We start from the raw sequence: 20,359 nt of genomic DNA on the forward strand, positions 1-20,359 counted from the left end.
CCATAGTGACATTATCTCAGAACAGTTATACCGTGACATTATCACAGAACAACGACACAGGCGAATGACGGACGGTGGCGCATCCCGGTGCGATATGGTACAATGATTATTCGTCCAATACCGTCAGCTTAAGCCGCGGGCGAGTGCGACGGGGAATCAAGGAGGTTGCCGATGGCCACGCCGAGCATGGAAGATTATCTGGAGCGCATCTATCGACTGATCGACGAGAAAGGCTACGCCCGCGTTTCCGACATCGCGGAAGGTCTAGACGTCCACCCGTCGTCTGTCACGAAGATGATCCAGAAACTCGACAAGGACGATTATCTGGTGTACGAGAAATATCGCGGTCTCGTCCTGACGGCCAAAGGCAAGCGGATCGGCAAGCGGCTCGTCGACCGGCACAAGCTGCTCGAGACGTTTCTGGAGCTGATCGGCGTCCGGGAAGAGAACATCTACCAGGACGTGGAAGGCATTGAACATCACCTGAGCTGGGACTCGATCACCTGCATCGAGACGCTCGTCGAATATTTCAAGCGCGATCCGAAGCGGCTGGAAGAGCTGGCCGCCGTAAGGCGTGAACTGGAAAACGAATGACCGCATGCGACAAAGCGACCCGCCGACGATCCATCGTCAGCGGGTCGCTTTGCGCATTCGGCAGCTTCAGTGGTATCTCGGCCTGTCCTCGTCATCGTCCCGGCCGCCTTCGATCACCTTGAACGGCGCGGATTTGCGCCGGGACGCGGCGCCGGTCTTCCGCCGTTCGCGCGCGGACGGCCGCGGCGGCCGGTACTCCCGCCGGCTGCGGCCTGGCGGAAACTTGTAAAGCAGGAACACGATGCCGAAGACGACGGCGGGGATGATGAGATCGATCGGCCTGTCAATCAGCATTGCGACGAGGCCGATCGCGGCAAGCGTCAGCAGGATGGCCGACACCGGGGTGAGTCTCCTGCGCATGGGCGTTCCCCCTTCAACTTCACGCATTGACAGCAGCTTGTCCCGGCTGTTCCGAGATCTGGGCGTCAAGCTCGCGCATCCGGTTGAACGATGCAATCGAGACCGCGACCTGATCGTCCGTCGGTTCCTTCGTCGTCAGCAGCTGCAGCCACAACCCGGGATAACCGAGATAGCGGAGCACGGGAATGTCGCGCACCGCGTTCGTCAGCCGCAGCACCTCGTAGGATACGCCGAGCACGACGGGCAGCAACAGAATGCGGATGTAGATTCTTTCCCAGATGCTGTTCCATTCGAAGAACGGCATGGAATAGAGAATGACGCCGACGATGACCGACAGCACGATGAAGCTGCTGCCGCACCGGTAGTGCAGGCGCGTATATTTCTGCACGTTCTGCACGGTCAGTTCCTCTCCGGCTTCGTAGCAGCTGATCACCTTGTGCTCCGCGCCGTGATACTGGAACAGCCGTTTGATGAGCGGTGTGAACGAGATCGCGTACAGATAGCCGAGCAGGAAGATGATCTTGATCAAGCCTTCGATCAGATTGTGCAGCACGATATTGTCAAACGATTTGCCGAAGAGCAGCTCCTCCACGGCCGCGGGCACGACGGTGAAGGCAAGCTTGCCGAGCACGAACGAAATGACGCCCGCGACGGCGACGCCGAATATCATCGACAGACTCCAGAACGAGCCGCCGTCTTCCTTCTTGTCCTTCTCCGCGGTGTCCTTGCCGTCCGCGCCGGCTTCGTCTTCCGCATACTGCTCGATCGAAAAGTTGAGATGCTGCGAACCCTTGGCGCTCGAATCGATCAGCCCGACGATGCCCCGGACAAACGGGACTTTGAGCAGCGTCTTCACCCACGGTTTCGTCGTTTTCGGCATTTCATAGAATACGATTTCATCGTTTTTCCGGCGGACCGCCGTCACATTCACATGCTTTCCGGAGAACATGACGCCTTCGATAACGGCCTGGCCGCCGTACAGGGCGGGTTTAGTCTGAGGCAAAGCGCGTTCCACCTTTCTTAATTGCCGGTTCGAAAATGGCGTGCAAAATCATTGTACTTGATTCGGGCGGCGATTGCCAACGGCTGCGGCGAGCCTTGCGGGAGAATGGCGGTTTTCGCGGCAAGGCATACTAGCAATCGCAGACAGTTTGAATGCGGGAAAGGAGGTTCCGCCCATGTCCGGCATCTGGCACGAAGCCCGCAGCCGCAGGCGGGAAGGCGGGACGAACTCATGGGCGCACGCGGCCTCGATCGGCTTTTATGCCGGGCTGATCTGGGGGCTGATCCACTGGCTGTGCGAGCTGCTCAAGTTCACGTCCGTGCATGCGGGGTATTGGATTGAACCGTTCTTTCTGCGGAAATTCCTGGTTTCGCCGATCGGACACGCGGCGGGCATCGCGTCGTTCATCCTGTTCTCCATCGTCGCGGCGCTTCTGTATCGGGCGGCGTTCATCCGCTTCCGCGGACCGTGGGCGGGCATCCTCTACGGCACGGCCTGGTGGGCCGCCATATTTGCGGCGATCGGGCCGATGTCCGGGATGATGGAGCCGCTGAACCGGATCGGCTGGGCCACGATCTGGACGGAGTGGAGCATCCATATGCTGTGGGGTTTGTTCATCGGCTATTCGATCGCGTTCGAGTTTCATGATTCGGCGCAAGGCGAACCCGCGAAAGCGGGGTGAACCGGGAAGCCCGGGCGCTCGGCCCGGGCTTCCCATCGCACAGGCCGGCCGAAGGCCCGGGCAAGCCGCCCGGGCCTTCGCGCCGTGCCCGGCGTTGCCGGCGATGCAGACCGCTTCTCAAAAGTATCCAAACTGTGATAAAATATCATGTATCTGTGCGTATCTGTAAGCGAGAGGTGCAACATGCCCAAAGTGCTGGTGCTGAACGGACCGAACCTGAACATGCTCGGCGTCAGGGAACCCGGCATATACGGAACGGTTACGCTGGAGTCGATCGAAGCGTCGCTGCGCGAGGCCGCGGGAAGGCTCGGCGTCGAGATCGAATGCTTCCAGTCGAACCACGAAGGCGCCCTGATCGACCGCATCCATGAGGCGTTCGGCCGGGTGGACGGCATCCTGATCAATCCCGGTGCGCTGACCCACTACAGCTATGCGCTGCGCGACGCGCTCAGCGCCGTCGCGCTGCCGGTGGTGGAAGTGCATCTGTCGAACATTCACAAGCGCGAACCGTTCCGGCATGTGTCGGTGATCGCGCCGATCGCCGTCGGCCAGATCGCCGGTTTCGGCGCCCTCGGCTACGAGCTCGGGCTGACGGCGCTGGCCCGGGCGATCGAAGCGCGGGCCGGATCGGACGGCAAGGGAGCGTGACGTTAATGAAGACGGAGAGCCGGATTCAGGCGCTTCGCGCCGAACTCGAGGCGGCCGGCCTTGAGGCGATGCTTGTTTCTTCAGATGTCAACCGCCGTTACCTGAGCGGCTTCACGGGCACGGCGGGCGCGTTGCTGTTCACGCCCCGCGGCCAATACCTGCTGACGGACTTCCGATACATGACGCAAGCTCCGGCGCAGGCGCCGGACTATACGGTCGTGGAGCATGCGCCGGACATGATGGACACCGTGGGGGCGCTGCTCGCCGAAGCGGGCGTGAAGAAGCTCGGCTTCGAGGAGCGGCATGTGTCGTACACCGACTGGTCCGCTTGGTCGAAGGCGCTCTCGCCCGTGGAGCTTGTGCCCGTCGACGGAATGGCCGAGAGACTCCGGGTGAAGAAGGATGCGGACGAGATCGCCGTCATCCAGGAGGCGGCCAAGCTCGCGGACGCGGCATACGCGCATATTCTCCATTTCGTCCGTCCTGGCGTGACGGAACTGGATCTTGCGGCCGAACTCGAGTCGTTCATGCGCAAGAACGGCGCGGCCGGTCCGTCATTCGACACGATCGTCGCATCCGGCGAGCGGTCGGCGATGCCGCACGGCGTCGCGAGCGGCCGCAAGCTGCAGCCGGGCGAGTTCGTGACGTTCGATTTCGGCGCGTACTATCAGGGTTACTGCTCCGATCTGACGCGCACGATCGTCGTCGGCGAGCCGACCGACCGCCATCGGGAGATTTACGCCATCGTGCTCGAGGCGCAGGAACATGCCCTGGCGAACTTGAAGCCCGGCATGACGGGGCGAGAGGCGGACGCCTTGACGAGGGACATCATCGCAAGGTATGGTTATGGTGAGTTTTTCGGACACGGCACGGGTCACGGCATCGGTCTGGAGATCCATGAGGCGCCCAGGCTGTCGCAGCGCAGCGATGCGGTGCTTGTGCCCGGCATGGTCGTGACCGTCGAGCCCGGCATCTACATACCGGGATTCGGCGGCGTACGGATCGAAGACGACGTCGTCGTCACGGATACCGGGATCCGCGTGTTAACTTCATCCCCGAAATCGTTCTTCGCGACGGGGTAGGCCAAGGCAAGGCGGGCCGGCAGCGCCGGCTCCAATGATGCAGGGAGGAAGAGAAAAAGTGATTTCAGTCAACGATTTCAGAACCGGTCTTACGATTGAAGTGGACGGTGAAATTTTCTCCGTTCTCGAATTCCAGCACGTGAAACCGGGCAAAGGCGCGGCGTTCGTCCGTTCGAAACTGAAAAATCTGCGCAACGGCAACATCGTCGAGAAAACGTTCCGCGCGGGCGAGAACGTGAACCGGGCGCAGATCGAAAACCGCGAGGTTCAATACCTGTACAACTCCGGCAACGAATACACGTTCATGGACAACGAGACGTTCGACCAGTTCACGCTGGACAAGAAGCAGCTTGAATGGGAGATCAACTTCCTGAAAGAGAACATGAACGTCCACATCGTCAGCTATCAGGGCGAAATCATCGGCATCAACCTGCCGAACAGCGTCGAGCTCAAAGTCGTCGAGACGGAGCCCGGCATCCGCGGCAACACGGCGACGGGCGCGACGAAGAACGCGAAGCTGGAAACCGGATTGAACGTTCAGGTGCCGCTGTTCATCAACGAAGGCGACGTGCTCCTGATCGACACCCGCGAAGGCAAATACATTTCCCGCGCCTGATGTGCGGAAGCATGGCCGTCCGGAACGCCGGACGGCTTTCTCATGCAGCCGCGCGGCAAGGTGTGAAATTTTCTATACCGGACATCTGTCTTGATGCTATAATATTGACCTGTATGTGATTGATTCGGATAGGAGTGAGACAGCATTGTCGTTGATCGTAATGAAATTCGGCGGCAGCTCGGTCGGCACGCCGGATCGGATGCGGCACGTCGCCGGGCGCATCCTGGCGCGGCAGCGTGAGGGGCACGACATCGTCGTCGTCGTGTCGGCCATGGGGGATACGACGGACGACCTGATCGACCTGTCGAAGCAGCTTAATCCGAACCCGCCGGCGCGCGAGATGGATATGCTGCTGACGACCGGGGAACAAGTGTCGATCGCTTTGCTCGCCATGACGATCCAGGCGATGGGCGGCGAAGCGATGTCGCTGACCGGCTGGCAGGCCGGCATCACGACGGAGCCCGTTCACGGCAGGGCGAAGATCGCTGACATTGCGCCGGATCGGGTCCATGCCGGACTGAAGGAAGGCCGCATCGTCATCGTGGCCGGCTTCCAGGGCGTGACGGAAGCGGGCGAGATCACGACGCTCGGCCGCGGCGGCTCGGACACGACGGCCGTTGCGCTGGCCGCCGCCCTGAATGCCGATCTGTGCGAGATCTACACGGACGTCGACGGCGTATACTCGACCGACCCGCGGGTTGTCCGCAACGCCCGCAAGCTGGACGCCATCACCTACGACGAAATGCTGGAGCTCGCCCATCTCGGCGCCGCGGTGCTCCATCCGCGCGCCGTCGAATACGCGAAGCAGTACAACGTGACGCTCGTCGTCCGCTCGAGCTTCACGGACCGCGAAGGTACGCAAGTGAAGGAGGAAGCAGCGATGGAACAAGGCATTGTCGTCCGCGGCATCGCCTATGACAAAAATGTTGCCCGCATCAGCATCATGGGTGTGGAGGACGTGCCGGGCGTGCTGGCGAAAGTGTTCGGCGCCCTCGCCGACGCCGGCATCGATGTCGACATTATCGTGCAGAGCGGCGTGCAGGACGGCAAAGCCGATTTCTCGTTCACCGTCTCCGGCGATGTCGTTGACGCGGCGATGCAGGTCATCGAAGAGGTGCGGGGCGCGGTGCCCTACCGCGAAGCGACGAGCGAGAGCGGCCTCGTGAAGGTGTCGATCGTCGGCGCGGGCATGGTCTCGAATCCCGGCGTCGCGGCGCAGATGTTCCAGACGATCAGCGGCCTCGGCGTCAACATCAAAATGGTGAGCACGTCCGAGATCAAAGTATCCTGCGTCATCGACGCGGAGCCGCTGAACGATGTCGTCCGGGCGCTGCACACCGCCTACGGTCTGGACACGAACGAGCAAGCGTTTGTCGGCGGCCCGCAGGTTCGCCGCTGATCGAAAGCCGCCGAGCCGGCTGCGGCAGACGCATCCGCCTGGCGGGGCTGAGGTGAAATACACCGCATTCCGGCCAACCGTCCGCTTTTCCGAAGCGGGCGGTTTTTCTTTTTCGCTTATATTACGTCACCCTGTCCGCGATGAACGTGAGCAGCTTGTACAAAATGACGGTAATGCCAGCCGCCATGAGCGGGCCGACCGGGATGCCGCGCAGGAAGACGATGCCGAGGATCGAGCCGATGACCATGCCTACGATGAGCTGCGGATCGAACCGGAGCATCTCCAGCCCCTTGCCGTTGACATAGGTGGCGAGGGCGCCGCCGAGCAGCGCGAGCCATCCCGGCCAGGACGAGAAGGCGGCGAGAATCTCCTTCCATTGAATGCGTCCCGTCGCGAACGGCACGAGCACGCTGAACGTGAGACACAATAGGCCGAGTTCGAGCCCGCGCCGCTCGAGCAGCGGGAGGTAACGGTCCAGATGGACAAGCTTGATGATGAGCAGCATGCAGGCGGCCGTCGAGATGATCGGACTTCTGCCGACGATGCCGACGATGATCAGGGCGACGAGGATGATTTCTCCGGTCACGGGCGTTCTCTCCCGAAGCCGCCTGGTTTTCTCCGACGGCCCAACCCTTGCACGGTTCACGCTGGCCATACGGCTTGTCTATCGCCGCAAAACGGACGCGTCTTCCGGAAGAATGGCACCGGCCGTTTCGGCCTGATTGCGGCGGCTTCGTTCCATTCTATGTCCAAGCCGGCATCGGCATGCCTCCGGCACTCTGCACTCGGCCGGCCAACGTCCCGCGCAGCGCTTAGTGGCGAGCCGCTGGCCGTATCCGGCACCCGAACGGCGCGATACCCGGGATCAGCACATCACATCCGTAACAGCGCGAAAGCCCGCCGGGCACGGTGACGAACGCCGCGTCCCGGCGCGTGACCCGGACCGGGGCCGCGCACGGCCGGCGGCACGGCCCCGGGGAGCCGGCCATCCCGGCACAAGCACGGCGGGCATCGCACCTGGTCAGATGACATAATCGCAGACCGCCAGTTCCCTCTGCATCATGAACGTATCGTTCCGCAGTCCCCTCCGCATCGCTTCCAGCGCCAGCACATCCCCGGGCGCGATGTTGCCGAGATGGACATTCGGCCCGGCCGCGCGGATGAGAAACACCTGCTGTTCCTTCCTCGGCGCTTCCCACATGAGCCGACCCGTGTCCGGGATCAACTTGACGATTTGTTCGAACACGGCCGGATCCGGACGTCCGTCGCCGTCGAACATGCCGACCGTGCCGGATTCCCGGGCTTCGATCGTCACCAGGGCAGCCCCCGCGTCCCAGTCGGCCTCGGCCGTGACCAGGAGCTCGTACGGATCGATCGACGAACCCGCCTCCTTTTTGCCGAACTCCGCAAAAACGGTCAACCCGCGGGCCCGGCCTTCGCGGATGAGCGCCGTCCGTTCCCTGCGGCCGAGCTCGACCGTGCCTTCCGATACTTCGATGCCGTCGAAGCCGAGGGCGCAGACCGCGTCGAAGAACGCCGATACGGTGTTCTGGCGGACCGCCGTCTCCAGCAGGGTTCCGCCGGGCATGACGGTGATGCCGTTCCGCCGGGCATATCCGATCTTCCGGAGCAGCAGACCGGTCGGGTAGAGCACGGAAGTGCCGAACGCAAACTTGATGATGTCGATGTAGGCGCCGGCTGCATCGATCATGTCGCAATAAGCGTGCCAGCCGATGCCCTTGTCGATCACCATCGTCTTGCCGCCCGAACGTCTGTTGATGAGCCCGTCCGCAACGTCGGCCCGGAGCCCCGAGCGTTCGCCGACCGGATCGAGCAGATGGGGGGACCACGCCCCTCGCGGGGTAAGTTTCATCCTCCGATTCTCCTTGCCTTTCAAGTTATGGGCTATTGCCAATCTTGCGAGCAATATATGCATCCCCGCGCGGGCAGGTGCCCGGCATGCGGCGGGACGAGCCCGCATACAGTGTAGGGACCGGCCGTTTACGGCACGGTCCAACGGAGGTGGGCCACATGATCAACAAATTCGTGCTGGCGATGGCGACGCTCCGGCTCCTGTCAGGCAGCATCGAGATGCTCGCCGCGCTGCTCATGCTCAGGCTCAACCAGGTGGACAAGGCGCTCGTCGTCAACTCGTCGCTGGCGTTTGTCGGGCCGATCGTCCTGCTGACGACGACGGCGGTCGGGCTCTCCGGCCTGGCGGACAAGCTGTCGCCGACGAAGCTGGTGTGGATCACGGCCGGCGTCACCTGTCTCCTGATCGGCATTCTCAAAAAATAGCATCTCGTCCGACATTCCGGACTTGCCTGGCATAATCCGCGATTCCGGCGGCATATAGATGAGACAAGTACCGCAGCGGCAAGCGGCCCTCAAGGGGGGAGTAAGATGCTCGACGGCTTGCTGAATCTTCTGCCCGCGGAGCTGGCGTCGCTGATCCGCTCCCTGCCCGCATCCGTTCTGGGCGGGCTGGAAGAGATCCGCATCCGGCAGAGCAGGCCGCTCGAGATCGGCCATGCCGGAGGCTTCGCATTCGTAACGGCGGCCGGAACGGTCTCCGACGACCCGGCGGCCGGCTACCGGCCGACCGCGGAGCTGTGCGCCCGCCTGCTCGAGCGGATTACCAACCATTCGCTCTACGCGATGGAGGAAGAGCTGCGCCGCGGGTATGTCACGGTGCCCGGCGGCCACCGGATCGGCCTGGCGGGAAGAACGGTGCTGGAAGGCGGCTCCGTCAAGGGGCTGCGCGACATCGGCGCGTTCAACATCCGCGTCGCCCGCGACGTCCGCGGCGCCGCCGCAAGGCTCCTGCCGCACATCGCCGACCGCGCGCGCCGCAGCCTGATGTCGACGCTCATCGTCGCGCCGCCGCAGCAAGGGAAGACGACGATGCTGCGCGACATCATCCGGTCCGTCAGCTATGGCAGCTGGCCGATGCCGGAGGCGCGGGACTGGCCGGCGCGCAAGGTCGGCGTCGTCGACGAGCGGTCCGAGATCGCCGCGTGCGTCCGGGGCGTGCCGGTGTTCGACGTCGGGCCGCGCACCGACGTGCTGGACGCCTGTCCGAAGGCGGAGGGGATGATGATGCTGCTTCGTTCGATGTCGCCCGAACTGCTGGCCGCCGATGAGATCGGGCGGCCGGAGGACGCCGAAGCGATCCGCGAGGCGGCGCACGCCGGCGTGCCGGTCATCGCGACGGCGCATGCGAGCGATCTGCAAGACGCGCGCGGCCGGACGGCGATCCGCGGGCTCATCGACGAGGGAACCTTCGCGGCCGTCGTCGAGCTGCGGCGCCGGGGCGCCGCAACCGCGTTCCGCGTTGTGCGGCCGATTCCGGCGGCGCGCGAGCCGACCGGGCTTGCGGGAGGCGCTGGAGCATGCTGAAGCTGGCCGGCGCCATTCTCGTGCTGCTGTCCGGCACGCTGATCGGCTTCCGCCAGGCCGCCCGGTACGCGGACCGCACGGCGCAGATCCGCCAGCTGCTCCACGTGTTGCAGCGGCTGGAGACCGAGATCGGATTCGGCCACACGCCGCTGCCGGAAGCGCTCGAGCGCGCCGCGGCGGGCGCGGCGGGACCGGTCGCCGCGCTTTTCCGCCGCACGGCGGAGCGGCTGCGCGAAGGCGGCGCCGCCGTCCGCGACGCGCTGCGCGCGGCGGTCGACGAAGGCTGGTCCCTTACCGCGATGCGCGAGCCGGAGCGGTCGGCGGTCATCCGGCTCGGCGACGCGCTCGGCATCAGCGACCGGGAGGACCAGATTCGGCATCTGCGGCTGGCGGCCGCGCTGCTGCAGGCCGAAGAAGCCGGTGCGCGGGACGAGCAGGCCCGCTACGGCAAGATGTGGAGAAGCCTTGGTTTCATGGCTGCGCTGCTTGTCGTCATTCTCATGTTGTAGCGGGAGGCCGGGCAATGAGTATCGACGTCAGCGCCATTTTCCAGATCGCGGGCATCGGCATCATCATCGCGATGATTCATACGGTGCTCAAGCAGATGGGCAAGGAAGACATGGCGCATTGGGTAACCCTGATCGGATTCGTGGTCGTGCTTTTTATGGTCGTCCGGCTGCTGAACGATCTTTTCCGGGAGATCAAGGCGATCTTTCTCTTTCAGTAGTTCCGGCAGCCGGCAAGGACGCATGGGACGGGTGAACGCGCGTGGACATCATCCAATTGGTCGGGCTCGGTCTGGTTGCGGCGGTGCTCATTCTGGTCATCCGGGAGCAGAAACCGCTGTTCGCTTTCCTCCTCGCGGCGTTCACCGGACTGTACGTTTTTCTCGCGCTGGCGGGCAGGATCGAGGAGGTCATCGCGATGCTGCAGCGGCTGGCCGACCGTTCGGGCATCCCGGGCATCTATCTCGAGACGGTGCTGAAGATCATCGGCATCGCCTATATCGCCGAATTCGGCGCCCAGATCGTGCGGGACGCAGGCCAGGAAAGCGTGGCGTCGAAGATCGAGGCCGCGGGACGGGTGTTCATCCTCGTCCTGGCCATCCCCATCATCGGCGTCATCATCGAGACGGTCATCGGGATGCTGCCCGAAGGGGGGTAAGGCGCTTGCGGCTGCTGCTGCTTGCGATGCCGGTCCTCTGGCTCCTCCTTGCGGCCGGCGCGGAACCGGCGGGAGCCGCGGCGTCGGGCCAGCCGCCTCCCGCCAGCCTGCCGTCTTCGTCTTACGGGGACGGCGCGGAGACGGACGCGGACCGGACGGACGGCGGACTGTCGCGCCGGCTGACGGAGGAGCAGCTCGAGGCGATCGACACCGGCGCGATCGAAGCGTACTGGACCGAACTGATGCGCGAATACGGCGGATTTTTTCCGGATCGCGAAGTGCCGGGCTTCATGGACCTCATCATGCCGGGCGGCAAAAAGCTCGACATCGGCGCCGCGCTGACCGGAATCATCCGCTATCTGCTGCATGAGGTGATCTACAGCGGGAGGCTGATCGGCACGATCGTGCTGCTGACCGTCTTCTGCATGATTCTCGAGACCGTCCAGTCCGCGTTCGAGCGCGGCGCGGTCAGCAAGGCCGCCTACGCCGTCGCCTACATGGTGCTGCTCGTGCTGGCGGCGAACAGCTTCAATGCGGCGATCGGCTACGCCAGGGACGCGATCGGCGGGATGGTCCAGTTCATGATGGCGATGGTGCCGCTGCTGCTCACGCTGCTCGCTTCCATGGGCAATGTCGTCACCGTGACGGTGATGCATCCGCTCATCGTGTTCATGATCTACGCGGTCGGCGCCTTGATCCACACGGTCGTGTTCCCGCTGTTGTTCTTCTCGGCGGTGCTGCACATCGCCAGCTCGCTGTCGGAGCGGTTCAAGGCGACCCAGCTGGCGGACCTGCTCCGCTCGATCGGCGTCGGCACCCTGGGCGCGCTGTTCACCGTCTTTCTCGGCGTCATCACGGTGCAGGGCGCGACCGGATCGGTCACGGACGGCGTGGCGCTCCGCACCGCCAAGTTCATCACCGGCAACTTCGTGCCGGTCGTCGGCCGGATGTTCTCAGACGCCGCCGACACCGTGCTCAGCGCTTCGGTCATCGTCAAGAATGCGATCGGCATCGCGGGCGTCGTCATTCTGCTGTTTCTGTGCCTGTTCCCGGCGGTGAAGATCATCGCGCTGGCCGTCATCTACCGGCTGTCGGCGGCCGTGCTGCAGCCGCTCGGATCAAGTCCGATCGTGACCTGCCTCGAGACGATCGGCAAGACGATGGTGTACGTGTTCGCCGCCGTGGCCGCGGTCGGCATGATGTTCTTCCTCGCCGTCACGATCATGCTGGCCGCGGGCAACGCGGCGCTCATGATCCGGTGAATCGGAGCGCTGAATCCGAGGGGAGGCATGCCGCATGATGGCATGGCTGAGCGATTGGCTGAAGCAGATTCTCGCCGTCCTCCTCCTCGCCGCGATCGTCGACCTGCTCGTGCCCGGCAAGGCGTACGAGCGGTACACGAGGCTTGCGCTCGGCCTCATTGTCCTGACGGCGATGCTCGGCCCGCTGCTGAAACTGTTCCAGGAAGATCCGGAGCGGCTGCTCGACCGGGGCTTTGCCGGATGGATCGAATCGGCGGGCGCGTCGACACGGATGCCGGGACTGGATGAGATCCGGCGCGAAGCCGATGCGCTGCGCGACCGGCAGGATCGGCAGACGGCCCGGCTTGCGGAGCAGGCGCTCGAGACATCGATCCGCGAGGCGGTGAACCGGCTGAACGGCCCGAAGGCGCGGGAAGTCAAGGCCGAGATCGCAAACGGCGCAGGCGGTGCCGAGATCGTGTCGGTCATGGTCGTGCTGGAGGCCGGGCGTGAGACGGAACAGGCTGCGGCGGAAGAAAAGGGGTCGGCCGCGGATGAAGCGGACGGCGAAGACGGGGATCGAACCGGCGGAGAAATCCGGATCGGACCGATCGAGCCCGTCGATCCGGTGGACGCCGTGCGCGTCAGCATCGGCGCAGGAGGCGCCGTCTCCGCATTCGGTTCGGAGGCCGGCGAGACCGGCGAGGCCGGTCGGGCGCCGGAGGGGCTCAAGGCGGCGCCCGCCGAAGCGGCCGCCGTCATCAAGGCGGTCGTTCACCAAGGTTGGGGGGTGGAGCCGGAACGGATAACGGTGTGGATGCCGGCCTGAGGCGGCCGGCAGGAAGCTTAGCGGGAGGGATTCCGGGTGGCGAAATGGCTGGATGGGCTTGAACGGATTGTCGGCGGAGGGCCGGACGGGGAGAAACGCGTCCGATCGCTGCGCTGGCTGCTGCTCATCGGCGGTCTGGGGGCGGCGCTTCTGCTCGTCAATTCGTTCATCTCGCTGCGCGGCGTCGAGCCGAATGAAGGCGCAGCCGGTCCGCCTCCGGAGGGCGAAGAGGTATTCCTGAGCCGCGAGCCGGCGGCCGCATCGCCGTTCGAAGCGATCGAGCAGCCGATTGAGGCGAGGCTCAAGGAGATGCTGGAGAAAATCGTGGGCGTCGGCACGGTCGATGTGCTCGTTACCGTGGATTCGACGGAAGAGATCGTGTACGAGAAGAACGGCCGGATAACGCGGCAGCAGACCGACGAGACGGACGGGCAGGGCGGAACCCGGCACATCACGCAGATCACGCAGGACGGCTCGGTCGTCCTCTACGAAGTGTCGGGCGATCAGACGCCGGTCGTCGTCAAGCGGATCCAGCCGAAAATTCGCGGCATCCTCGTCGTCGCCAAGGGCGCGGAGAACAAGACGGTCCGCGCGCTGATCATGGACGCCGTGCAGAAAGGCACCGGCGTGCCGGTCGGCCGCATCTCGGTCGTACCGCGGAAGACGGGTTGAATACCATGCATTCACGGGGGAGGATAAGGAATCATGAACACGAGAAGGCAGACGATTTGGTTGGTATCGATGTTGAGCCTGATGGTCGTGCTGTCGGCTTATTATTTGTTCACCGAAGATCTTGACACGGGTTCGCCCGACGGCCGGCATACGGCGGCGGACGATCACGGCATCGTCGTCGACGAGGTGGAGCCGGGGAGCGAATGGGCGGCGGACGGTTCGGACGGTCTGACGGAGGAGGAAGCCGAAGTGCTCCGCCAGCTTGAAGCGCAGGGCATCGACTCGTCGGGCGGCGATTACATTGCGAAACTGCAATACGCGCGCACCGAAGCGCTTGCGGAAGAGGCGGAACGGCTGTACGGCATCATCTCGGACACGAGCCTGGACCCGGGCGAATCGTCGGCGGCGATGGAGCAGCTCAGCCGTCTGGAGGAGAAGGAGGAAAAATTGACCGGCATCGAGGAGGAACTGCAGTCCCGCTTCCCGAACGTCGTCGTAACGGAGGAGAACGACCGGTACAAGGTCGTCGTCCAGAGCGAGAAGCTGGAGACGAAGGATGCGGTCGACATCGTCGACCTCGTCATGAAGACGATGGATGTGTCGGCCGACCGGGTGTCGGTGCAATATGTGCCCTGACGGGGCATGCCCGCCGGGGTGTGGCCGGACGGCCGCCGGAGCGCGTCTCCGGCTTTTTTCTTGGACGGATAGCAGGGCAGGAAAAAGATTGTACGAGTTCCTTCAGGTTTGTGCTATAATACTTACGTTCAGTGAAGGAACCGGTGCGCGGACCGGCCAGCCGCATCCGCGTACAGACGCTTAAGGAGTGAAACGCGCTCATGTTCAAACTCAGTGAGATCAAAGAATTGATCAAACTGGTCGATTCGACTTCGGTGCAGGAACTGGAGGTCGAAAACGAAGGCTCGCGCCTGGTCATCCGCAAGCCGGGCAAGGCCGAGGTCGCCTATGTTCCGGCGCCGCAAGCCGTACCTGCGCATACACCGGCTGCCCCAGCGGCCGCCGTTTCCGCGCCGGCTCCCGAAGCCGCCGCACCCGCCGAACCGGCCAAAGCTACGGACCGGGCGGGCAATCTGCACCAGATCGTATCCCCGATGGTCGGCACGTTCTATCGCGCGCCTTCGCCGGATGCGCCGCCGTTCGTCAATGTGGGCGACCGCGTCACGGAGAAGACCGTTGTCTGCATCCTCGAGGCGATGAAGCTGATGAATCCGCTTGAAGCCGAAGTGCGGGGCGAGATTGTCGAGGTGCTCGTCGAGAACGGGCAGCTGGTCGAATACGGACAGCCGCTGTTCCTCGTGAAGCCGGAGTGATGCCGGCGGCGGCTTACGCATCGTCGAAAGGGGTAACAACGATTGAGCTTTGATAAAATTTTGATCGCCAACCGCGGCGAGATCGCCGTCCGGATCATTCGCGCCTGCCGCGAGCTCGGCATCGGCACGGTCGCCGTCTATTCGGAGGCGGACCGCGACGCGCTCCACGTGCGGCTGGCGGACGAAGCGTACTGCATCGGGCCGACGCCGCTCAAGGACAGCTACCTGAACTTCGCGAACATCATGAGCGTCGCGACGCTGACCGGGTGCGACGCAATCCATCCGGGCTACGGTTTCCTGTCCGAGAACGCGGATTTCGCGGAAATCGTCGAGTCCTGCAATATCACCTTCATCGGCCCGCCGGCCGAAGCGATCGCCCGCATGGGCGACAAATCGGCGGCGAAGCAGACGATGAAGGAAGCGGATGTGCCGGTCATTCCCGGCTCCGACGGGCTGGTGAGCGACGTGGACGAAGCGGTCCGCATCGCCCGCGAGATCGGCTATCCGGTCATCATCAAGGCGACGGCCGGCGGCGGCGGCCGCGGCATCCGCATCGCGGAAGACGAGGAAGCGCTGATCGCCGGGATCGAGACCGCGCGCCAGGAGGCCGAGAAGGCGTTCGGCAACGGCGGCGTCTACATCGAGAAATATTTGACGGGCATGAAGCACGTCGAGATCCAGGTCATGGCCGACAAATACGGCAATGTCGTCCATCTGTTCGAGCGCGACTGCTCCGTGCAGCGCCGCCGGCAGAAGCTGATCGAAGAAGCGCCGTGCCCGGTGCTGACGCCGGAGCTCCGGGAGCGGATGGGCCAGGCGGCCGTGCGCGCCGCGAAGGCGGTCGGCTATGTCGGGGCCGGTACGCTCGAGTTTCTCCTCGGACCGGACGGGCAGTTCTATTTCATGGAGATGAACACCCGCATCCAGGTCGAGCATCCGGTGACGGAGATGATCACGGGCGTCGACCTGATCCGCGAAATGATCCGCGTCGCGGAAGGTCATCCGCTCTCGTTCACGCAGGAGGATCTTTCGATCGACGGATGGGCGATCGAATGCCGCATCAATGCGGAAGATCCGGAACGGGGCTTCATGCCGTCTCCGGGCACGCTGCAGTTCTATCTGCCGCCGGGCGGCATCGGCGTGCGCGTCGACAGCAGCGCGTATCCGGGGCTGGTCATCTCGCCCCACTATGACTCGATGATCGCCAAGCTGATCGTCTGGGCGCCGACGCGCGAGGAGGCGATTGCGCGCATGAAGCGCGCGCTGGCCGAGTTCGCGGTCGACGGCATCAAGACGACGATCCCGTTCCATCTCAGGGTGCTGAACCATCCGGTGTTTGTCCGCGGCGACTTCGATATCAAGTTCCTCGAAGAGCACGATTTGTTCGCGGACGAAGCGGGTTTGTCATAATTCCCGCCGAATGTTATAGTATAGAAATAAACGCGGATAAGCCCTTGAATACACGTTTCCGGCAAATCCGGCATACACAGTGCCGGATATCCGGAAGCGTCAGAGCATGAAGCGGGAGGTGCAGCATGGAAAGCATTGCGGAAGCTGCCGAATTCGAACGCACGGAGATCGGCACGATCCAGATCGCGCCGGAGGTCATCGGGGTGATCGCGGGACTCGCGACGGTGGAAGTCAGCGGCGTTGCGGGCATGAGCGGCGGCATCGCCGGCGGCATCGCCGAGCTGCTCGGCCGGAAGAATCTGGCGAAGGGCGTCAAGGTCGAAGTCGGCCAGAAGGAAGCCGCAGTCGATGTCTCGATCGTCGTCGAATACGGTTACCGGATTCCGGAAGTCGCCTCCGAAATCCAGCGCAGCGTGAAGCGGTCGATCGAGACGATGACCGGCCTGTCGGTCGTCGAGGTGAACGTGCACATCCATGACGTGCATTTCAAGTCGGCCGAGAAGACGGAGGATGAAGAGACACACCGGGTGAAGTAACGGCTTTACACGGGTTTTCCCCTCGTGGACGGCATGCCGCCCGTCGGGGGGATTTTAATTATGGGGAGAGATGACGAATTGGCCAGAGTATTGGACAAGCTGCTTCTGTTCATCTACAGTCTGATCATCCTCGCGGCTTCGTTCGCCGCGCTCGGCGCCGCTTCCGGCATCATTGAAAGTTCGGATGCGATCGCGTCGGTCCGCTCGCTGTATGACGGATGGGGCGTCCGCACGGCCGTCATCATCGTCTCCGCCGTCTCGCTGCTGATCAGCCTTCGCTTCCTCTATATTGCGCTTCGCCGCGGGGGAGGCGCCGCGCCGTCGATCGATCAGCGGACCGACTTCGGAGACATCCGCATTTCGCTCGAGACCGTCGAGAATCTGGCGCTCAAGGCGGCATCCCGCCAGCGCGGCGTACAGGATTTGCGCGCGCGCATCCGGGTCACGGACGCCGGCATCGACATTTCGATCCGCGCCGTCGTGGACGGCGACAGTCCCATTCCGTCGCTGTCGGAGGAAATCCAGCGGTCCGTCAAGGATTACGTTGAGGAAATTACCGGAATTCCCGTGGCGAATGTTGCCGTCTTTGTCGCGAACATCGTGCGGACCCAGACGTTCAAGAACCGCGTGGAATAAGAGGGGGAGTCTGCCATGTTCTGGAGGGATCTCCTGACGACGCACGGGGGACGGGCAGCCGGCGTTCTGGCCGGCGTGTTTTTCGGCATCATTTATCTGATCGCGGGCTTCTGGGATATGCTGTTTTTCGCGCTGCTCGTTTGGATCGGGTATTACATAGGCAGAATGAAAGACGAGCGGACCGGACCGGCGATTCCCTGGGATCGGCTGACCGAATGGCTGGGCGACAGGTGGCGCTGGTTCCGATAGACCCTGTGATTTCCTCCGTGCGCCGGAGGTGGCAGCCTTACGTTCGGTGCAGGGAGGAGATCATAGGTTTTTTTCGTTAAAGTCAAGGATTCGGCGCGGGTTCCAAGGCCGGGCCGTTAGCAATCGGGAGGCAGTATGAGACGAAGATTGGCGCGCGAGATCGCCGTGCAGGCGTTGTACCAGATGGAAATGAACAACGTGACCGCCGCGGACGCGGTTGCGATGATCGCGGAAGAAGCGTCGCAGGAGGACAGCGAGCTCGGCGCGGAGCGGTCCGCTCTTCGGCAGGCGGTGCCGCGGGCATTGGAGCTGGTCGAAGGCGTGACCGGCGCAAGATCCGCGATCGACGGAATGCTGCAGCAATATTTGACCGGATGGCAGATGGACAGGCTGTCCCGCGTCGACCGGCAGATTCTGCGGCTGGCCGCCTACGAGATCGTCTGGCGGGACGATGTTCCGCCCAAGGCGGCGGTGAACGAGGCGATCGAGCTGGCGAAACATTTCGGGACCGAGGATTCGGGCAAGTTCGTCAACGGTGTGCTTGGCCGGGTCCTTGACGAGCTCGACACATTGAAGCAGAACCGTCCAATTTGAAAAGGGAGTGGGAGCATGGCGGCATCCATCATTGACGGGAAGCAGATTGCAAGCGCGATTCGGGAGGAGATTCGCGCGGAGACGGAGGCGCTCAAAGCGCGCGGCATCGTGCCGGGGCTGGCGGTTGTCCTCGTCGGCGACGATCCGGCGTCGAAGGTGTACGTCGGCAACAAGGAGAAAGCGTGTCAGGCGATGGGGTTTCATTCGGAGGTGCACCGGCTGCCGGCGGAGACGCCGCAGGACGATTTGCTTGCGCTGATCGAACGGCTGAACGGCGATCCGGCCATCCACGGCATCCTCGTGCAGCTTCCGCTGCCGAAGCATATCGACGAGAAGGCCGTCATCGACGCGATCCGGGTCGACAAGGACGTTGACGGGTTCCATCCGGTGAGCACGGGAAATCTCATGATCGGCGACGACAGTCTGCTTCCCTGCACGCCGGCCGGCTGCATCGAACTGCTCAAGCGGACGGGCATTGAAATCGCCGGCAAGCACGCGGTCGTCATCGGCCGCAGCAATATCGTCGGCAAGCCGGCGGCCATGCTGCTGCTCCGCGAGCACGCGACGGTGACGATCTGCCATTCCCGCACGGCGAATCTGGAGGAGATCGCACGGCAAGCCGACATCCTTGTCGTCGCGATCGGCAAGCCGAAGGCGATTGACGCCCGGTATGTGAAACCCGGCGCCGTCGTCCTCGACGTCGGCGTCAACCGGCTTCCGGACGGCAAGCTGGCCGGGGACGTCGATTTCGAGAGCGCGTCGGAAGTCGCCGGCTGGATTACGCCGGTGCCGGGCGGCGTCGGACCGATGACGATCACGATGCTGCTCCGCAACACGCTGACCGCGGCGAAGCGGATTCACGGAATCGGTTGATCGGCCGCGGGAACCGGGGGAGTGATCCTGTGGGAGAGGCGCGTATTTTTTCGATCCAGGAGATTACCCGGTACATCCGGATGAAGCTGGAATCGGACGAACTGCTCGGCGACGTGTGGCTGCGCGGGGAGATCTCGAACTTCACCCACCATTCGAGCGGGCATATGTATTTCACGCTGAAGGACGAGGGCAGCCGGATCAAGTGCATCATGTTCGCCGCCCATAACCGGAAACTCGCTTTCATGCCGCGCGACGGGACGAAGGTGATCGCCCGCGGCAATGTTTCGGTCTACGAGCGGGACGGCAATTATCAATTTTATGTGACGCAGATGCAGCCGGACGGGATCGGGTCCCTGTATCTGGCTTTCGAGCAGCTGAAGAAGAAGCTGGAGGCCGAGGGGCTGTTCGATCCGGCGCGCAAGCGGCCGCTGCCGCGGGTGCCCCGGACGATCGGCGTCGTCACGTCCCCGACCGGCGCCGCCATCCGCGACATTCTGACGACGCTGGGCCGCCGGTATCCGCAGGCGGCGGTGACGCTCGTCCCGGTGCTCGTCCAGGGGCAGGGCGCGGCGCCGTCGATTGTGCGGGCGATCGAGCTGCTCAACCGGATCGGCGAGGCGGACGTCCTGATCGTCGGGCGCGGTGGCGGTTCGCTCGAGGAGCTGTGGGCGTTCAACGAAGAGATCGTCGCCCGCGCCATCGCGGCGTCCCGCATCCCGGTCATCTCCGCCGTCGGGCACGAGACGGATTTCACGATCGCCGATTTCGCGGCGGATCTGCGCGCCCCGACGCCGACGGCTGCGGCCGAGCTGGCGGTGCCGCACATCGCGGAGCTGCGGGAGACGCTGGAGCATCTCAGGCGGCGCATGCGCGGCGCGCTGTCGGCCTGCATCGAGTCACGCAGGCAAAGGCTCGCGCGCGTCCGGCGCTCGCCGGTGCTGCTCTATCCGCGCCGCTACCTGCTCGCGCACGCGGAGCGGCTCGACCGGGCGAGCGAGCGGCTGCGCGAGCGGATGCGGCGCCGGGCCGAGCAGAGCCGGCAGC

27 protein-coding genes are annotated in these 20,359 nt (G+C 63.9%); 23 read left to right on the plus strand and 4 right to left on the minus strand.

What is annotated here, in order from left to right; all coding sequences use genetic code 11:
- Positions 1-171 precede the first annotated feature (171 nt).
- Positions 172-594 (plus strand): transcriptional regulator MntR, encoded by a 423-nt coding sequence (gene mntR, locus KJQ12_RS13095; protein ID WP_015254867.1) that lies wholly within the window; start codon positions 172-174, stop codon positions 592-594.
- A 66-nt stretch (positions 595-660) separates the two neighbouring features.
- Here the strand turns inward: mntR and KJQ12_RS13100 are convergent, their stop codons facing one another.
- Together KJQ12_RS13100 and KJQ12_RS13105 are read right to left on the minus strand one after the other, a co-directional pair.
- A complete protein-coding gene (locus tag KJQ12_RS13100) occupies positions 661-954 on the minus strand; it encodes a hypothetical protein (protein ID WP_015254866.1) in 294 nt (97 codons plus the stop codon).
- Positions 955-973: 19 nt separating this feature from the next.
- Positions 974-1,957 (minus strand): DUF1385 domain-containing protein, encoded by a 984-nt coding sequence (locus KJQ12_RS13105; RefSeq protein WP_213485025.1) that lies wholly within the window; start codon positions 1,955-1,957, stop codon positions 974-976.
- A gap of 175 nt (positions 1,958-2,132) precedes the next feature.
- Here KJQ12_RS13105 and KJQ12_RS13110 point away from each other — a divergent pair, with 175 nt between their 5' ends.
- The 5 genes from KJQ12_RS13110 to KJQ12_RS13130 all read left to right on the plus strand — a co-directional run bounded on the left by KJQ12_RS13110 (position 2,133) and on the right by KJQ12_RS13130 (position 6,384).
- The gene (locus tag KJQ12_RS13110; protein ID WP_213485026.1) at positions 2,133-2,639 is read left to right on the plus strand and encodes a YqhR family membrane protein; all 507 of its coding nucleotides are present in this window, start codon (positions 2,133-2,135) and stop codon (positions 2,637-2,639) included.
- 183 nt (positions 2,640-2,822) lie between these two features.
- The gene (aroQ, locus tag KJQ12_RS13115; protein WP_213485027.1) at positions 2,823-3,287 is read left to right on the plus strand and encodes a type II 3-dehydroquinate dehydratase; all 465 of its coding nucleotides are present in this window, start codon (positions 2,823-2,825) and stop codon (positions 3,285-3,287) included.
- Positions 3,288-3,292: 5 nt separating this feature from the next.
- Positions 3,293-4,369 (plus strand): M24 family metallopeptidase, encoded by a 1,077-nt coding sequence (locus KJQ12_RS13120; RefSeq protein ID WP_213485028.1) that lies wholly within the window; start codon positions 3,293-3,295, stop codon positions 4,367-4,369.
- Between the two features lie 58 nt (positions 4,370-4,427).
- Positions 4,428-4,985, plus strand: coding sequence for an elongation factor P (efp, locus tag KJQ12_RS13125; protein WP_015254859.1), 558 nt, complete (start codon positions 4,428-4,430; stop codon positions 4,983-4,985).
- Between the two features lie 145 nt (positions 4,986-5,130).
- Positions 5,131-6,384 carry an aspartate kinase gene (locus KJQ12_RS13130; protein WP_213485029.1) on the plus strand — a complete coding sequence of 418 codons (1,254 nt, stop codon included), beginning with the start codon at positions 5,131-5,133 and terminating at the stop codon, positions 6,382-6,384.
- Positions 6,385-6,505: 121 nt separating this feature from the next.
- On the opposite strand, the gene KJQ12_RS13135 is transcribed toward KJQ12_RS13130, so the two are convergent.
- Together KJQ12_RS13135 and comA are read right to left on the minus strand one after the other, a co-directional pair.
- Positions 6,506-6,970, minus strand: a complete 465-nt coding sequence (locus tag KJQ12_RS13135) for a DUF441 domain-containing protein (protein ID WP_015254857.1) — start codon at positions 6,968-6,970, stop codon at positions 6,506-6,508.
- Positions 6,971-7,405: 435 nt separating this feature from the next.
- On the minus strand, positions 7,406-8,257 hold the full coding sequence (comA, locus tag KJQ12_RS13140; protein ID WP_213485030.1) for a phosphosulfolactate synthase: 852 nt from the start codon (positions 8,255-8,257) through the stop codon (positions 7,406-7,408).
- 158 nt (positions 8,258-8,415) lie between these two features.
- On the opposite strand from comA, the gene KJQ12_RS13145 reads away from it, so the two are divergent.
- The 17 genes from KJQ12_RS13145 to xseA all read left to right on the plus strand — a co-directional run.
- Positions 8,416-8,682: a YqhV family protein gene (locus tag KJQ12_RS13145; RefSeq protein WP_213485031.1), complete on the plus strand. Its 267-nt coding sequence runs from the start codon at positions 8,416-8,418 to the stop codon at positions 8,680-8,682.
- A gap of 105 nt (positions 8,683-8,787) precedes the next feature.
- Positions 8,788-9,783, plus strand: a complete 996-nt coding sequence (gene spoIIIAA, locus KJQ12_RS13150; protein WP_213485032.1) for a stage III sporulation protein AA — start codon at positions 8,788-8,790, stop codon at positions 9,781-9,783.
- Positions 9,777-10,292: a stage III sporulation protein SpoIIIAB gene (gene spoIIIAB, locus KJQ12_RS13155; protein WP_015254853.1), complete on the plus strand. Its 516-nt coding sequence runs from the start codon at positions 9,777-9,779 to the stop codon at positions 10,290-10,292. Before spoIIIAA ends, spoIIIAB begins: the two co-directional genes overlap by 7 nt.
- Before the next feature lie 14 nt (positions 10,293-10,306).
- Positions 10,307-10,510 carry a stage III sporulation protein AC gene (gene spoIIIAC / locus KJQ12_RS13160; protein ID WP_015254852.1) on the plus strand — a complete coding sequence of 68 codons (204 nt, stop codon included), beginning with the start codon at positions 10,307-10,309 and terminating at the stop codon, positions 10,508-10,510.
- Positions 10,511-10,551: 41 nt separating this feature from the next.
- Positions 10,552-10,947, plus strand: coding sequence for a stage III sporulation protein AD (gene spoIIIAD / locus KJQ12_RS13165; RefSeq protein ID WP_041853870.1), 396 nt, complete (start codon positions 10,552-10,554; stop codon positions 10,945-10,947).
- Positions 10,948-10,952: 5 nt separating this feature from the next.
- On the plus strand, positions 10,953-12,209 hold the full coding sequence (gene spoIIIAE, locus KJQ12_RS13170; RefSeq protein WP_015254850.1) for a stage III sporulation protein AE: 1,257 nt from the start codon (positions 10,953-10,955) through the stop codon (positions 12,207-12,209).
- 34 nt (positions 12,210-12,243) lie between these two features.
- Positions 12,244-13,017: a stage III sporulation protein AF gene (locus KJQ12_RS13175; RefSeq protein WP_213485033.1), complete on the plus strand. Its 774-nt coding sequence runs from the start codon at positions 12,244-12,246 to the stop codon at positions 13,015-13,017.
- Positions 13,018-13,053: 36 nt separating this feature from the next.
- Positions 13,054-13,689: a stage III sporulation protein AG gene (spoIIIAG, locus tag KJQ12_RS13180; protein WP_015254848.1), complete on the plus strand. Its 636-nt coding sequence runs from the start codon at positions 13,054-13,056 to the stop codon at positions 13,687-13,689.
- 33 nt (positions 13,690-13,722) lie between these two features.
- On the plus strand, positions 13,723-14,325 hold the full coding sequence (locus KJQ12_RS13185) for a SpoIIIAH-like family protein (RefSeq protein ID WP_015254847.1): 603 nt from the start codon (positions 13,723-13,725) through the stop codon (positions 14,323-14,325).
- 200 nt (positions 14,326-14,525) lie between these two features.
- Positions 14,526-15,017 carry an acetyl-CoA carboxylase biotin carboxyl carrier protein gene (gene accB, locus KJQ12_RS13190; protein WP_213485034.1) on the plus strand — a complete coding sequence of 164 codons (492 nt, stop codon included), beginning with the start codon at positions 14,526-14,528 and terminating at the stop codon, positions 15,015-15,017.
- A 42-nt stretch (positions 15,018-15,059) separates the two neighbouring features.
- A complete protein-coding gene (gene accC / locus KJQ12_RS13195) occupies positions 15,060-16,427 on the plus strand; it encodes an acetyl-CoA carboxylase biotin carboxylase subunit (protein ID WP_213485035.1) in 1,368 nt (455 codons plus the stop codon).
- A gap of 125 nt (positions 16,428-16,552) precedes the next feature.
- Positions 16,553-16,963, plus strand: coding sequence for an Asp23/Gls24 family envelope stress response protein (locus KJQ12_RS13200; protein ID WP_213485036.1), 411 nt, complete (start codon positions 16,553-16,555; stop codon positions 16,961-16,963).
- A 78-nt stretch (positions 16,964-17,041) separates the two neighbouring features.
- Positions 17,042-17,599, plus strand: coding sequence for an alkaline shock response membrane anchor protein AmaP (amaP, locus tag KJQ12_RS13205; RefSeq protein ID WP_015254843.1), 558 nt, complete (start codon positions 17,042-17,044; stop codon positions 17,597-17,599).
- A gap of 15 nt (positions 17,600-17,614) precedes the next feature.
- Positions 17,615-17,848 (plus strand): DUF2273 domain-containing protein, encoded by a 234-nt coding sequence (locus tag KJQ12_RS13210; protein WP_213485037.1) that lies wholly within the window; start codon positions 17,615-17,617, stop codon positions 17,846-17,848.
- A 135-nt stretch (positions 17,849-17,983) separates the two neighbouring features.
- Entirely contained in the window at positions 17,984-18,442 is a 459-nt protein-coding gene (gene nusB, locus KJQ12_RS13215; RefSeq protein WP_015254841.1) for a transcription antitermination factor NusB, read from the plus strand.
- Positions 18,443-18,457: 15 nt separating this feature from the next.
- Positions 18,458-19,315: a bifunctional methylenetetrahydrofolate dehydrogenase/methenyltetrahydrofolate cyclohydrolase FolD gene (gene folD, locus KJQ12_RS13220; protein ID WP_213485038.1), complete on the plus strand. Its 858-nt coding sequence runs from the start codon at positions 18,458-18,460 to the stop codon at positions 19,313-19,315.
- 80 nt (positions 19,316-19,395) lie between these two features.
- Positions 19,396-20,359, plus strand: a 964-nt coding sequence (gene xseA, locus KJQ12_RS13225) for an exodeoxyribonuclease VII large subunit (protein ID WP_425315976.1), incomplete at its 3' end; no start/stop codon positions are given.

Origin of the sequence: Thermobacillus xylanilyticus (assembly GCF_907165215.1) — a bacterium.
GTDB lineage: Bacteria > Bacillota > Bacilli > Paenibacillales > Paenibacillaceae > Thermobacillus > Thermobacillus xylanilyticus.

Bases quoted from the DNA above. Each gene is read 5' to 3' on its own strand.
- mntR (WP_015254867.1), top strand. From the start codon at position 172: ATGGCCACGCCGAGCATGGAAGATTATCTGGAGCGCATCTATCGACTG.
- KJQ12_RS13100 (WP_015254866.1), bottom strand. From the start codon at position 954: ATGCGCAGGAGACTCACCCCGGTGTCGGCCATCCTGCTGACGCTTGCC.
- KJQ12_RS13110 (WP_213485026.1), top strand. From the start codon at position 2,133: ATGTCCGGCATCTGGCACGAAGCCCGCAGCCGCAGGCGGGAAGGCGGG.
- aroQ (WP_213485027.1), top strand. From the start codon at position 2,823: ATGCCCAAAGTGCTGGTGCTGAACGGACCGAACCTGAACATGCTCGGC.
- KJQ12_RS13120 (WP_213485028.1), top strand. From the start codon at position 3,293: ATGAAGACGGAGAGCCGGATTCAGGCGCTTCGCGCCGAACTCGAGGCG.
- comA (WP_213485030.1), bottom strand. From the start codon at position 8,257: ATGAAACTTACCCCGCGAGGGGCGTGGTCCCCCCATCTGCTCGATCCG.
- KJQ12_RS13145 (WP_213485031.1), top strand. From the start codon at position 8,416: ATGATCAACAAATTCGTGCTGGCGATGGCGACGCTCCGGCTCCTGTCA.
- spoIIIAA (WP_213485032.1), top strand. From the start codon at position 8,788: ATGCTCGACGGCTTGCTGAATCTTCTGCCCGCGGAGCTGGCGTCGCTG.
- spoIIIAB (WP_015254853.1), top strand. From the start codon at position 9,777: ATGCTGAAGCTGGCCGGCGCCATTCTCGTGCTGCTGTCCGGCACGCTG.
- spoIIIAC (WP_015254852.1), top strand. From the start codon at position 10,307: ATGAGTATCGACGTCAGCGCCATTTTCCAGATCGCGGGCATCGGCATC.
- KJQ12_RS13175 (WP_213485033.1), top strand. From the start codon at position 12,244: ATGATGGCATGGCTGAGCGATTGGCTGAAGCAGATTCTCGCCGTCCTC.
- KJQ12_RS13185 (WP_015254847.1), top strand. From the start codon at position 13,723: ATGAACACGAGAAGGCAGACGATTTGGTTGGTATCGATGTTGAGCCTG.
- accB (WP_213485034.1), top strand. From the start codon at position 14,526: ATGTTCAAACTCAGTGAGATCAAAGAATTGATCAAACTGGTCGATTCG.
- KJQ12_RS13200 (WP_213485036.1), top strand. From the start codon at position 16,553: ATGGAAAGCATTGCGGAAGCTGCCGAATTCGAACGCACGGAGATCGGC.
- KJQ12_RS13210 (WP_213485037.1), top strand. From the start codon at position 17,615: ATGTTCTGGAGGGATCTCCTGACGACGCACGGGGGACGGGCAGCCGGC.
- nusB (WP_015254841.1), top strand. From the start codon at position 17,984: ATGAGACGAAGATTGGCGCGCGAGATCGCCGTGCAGGCGTTGTACCAG.
- folD (WP_213485038.1), top strand. From the start codon at position 18,458: ATGGCGGCATCCATCATTGACGGGAAGCAGATTGCAAGCGCGATTCGG.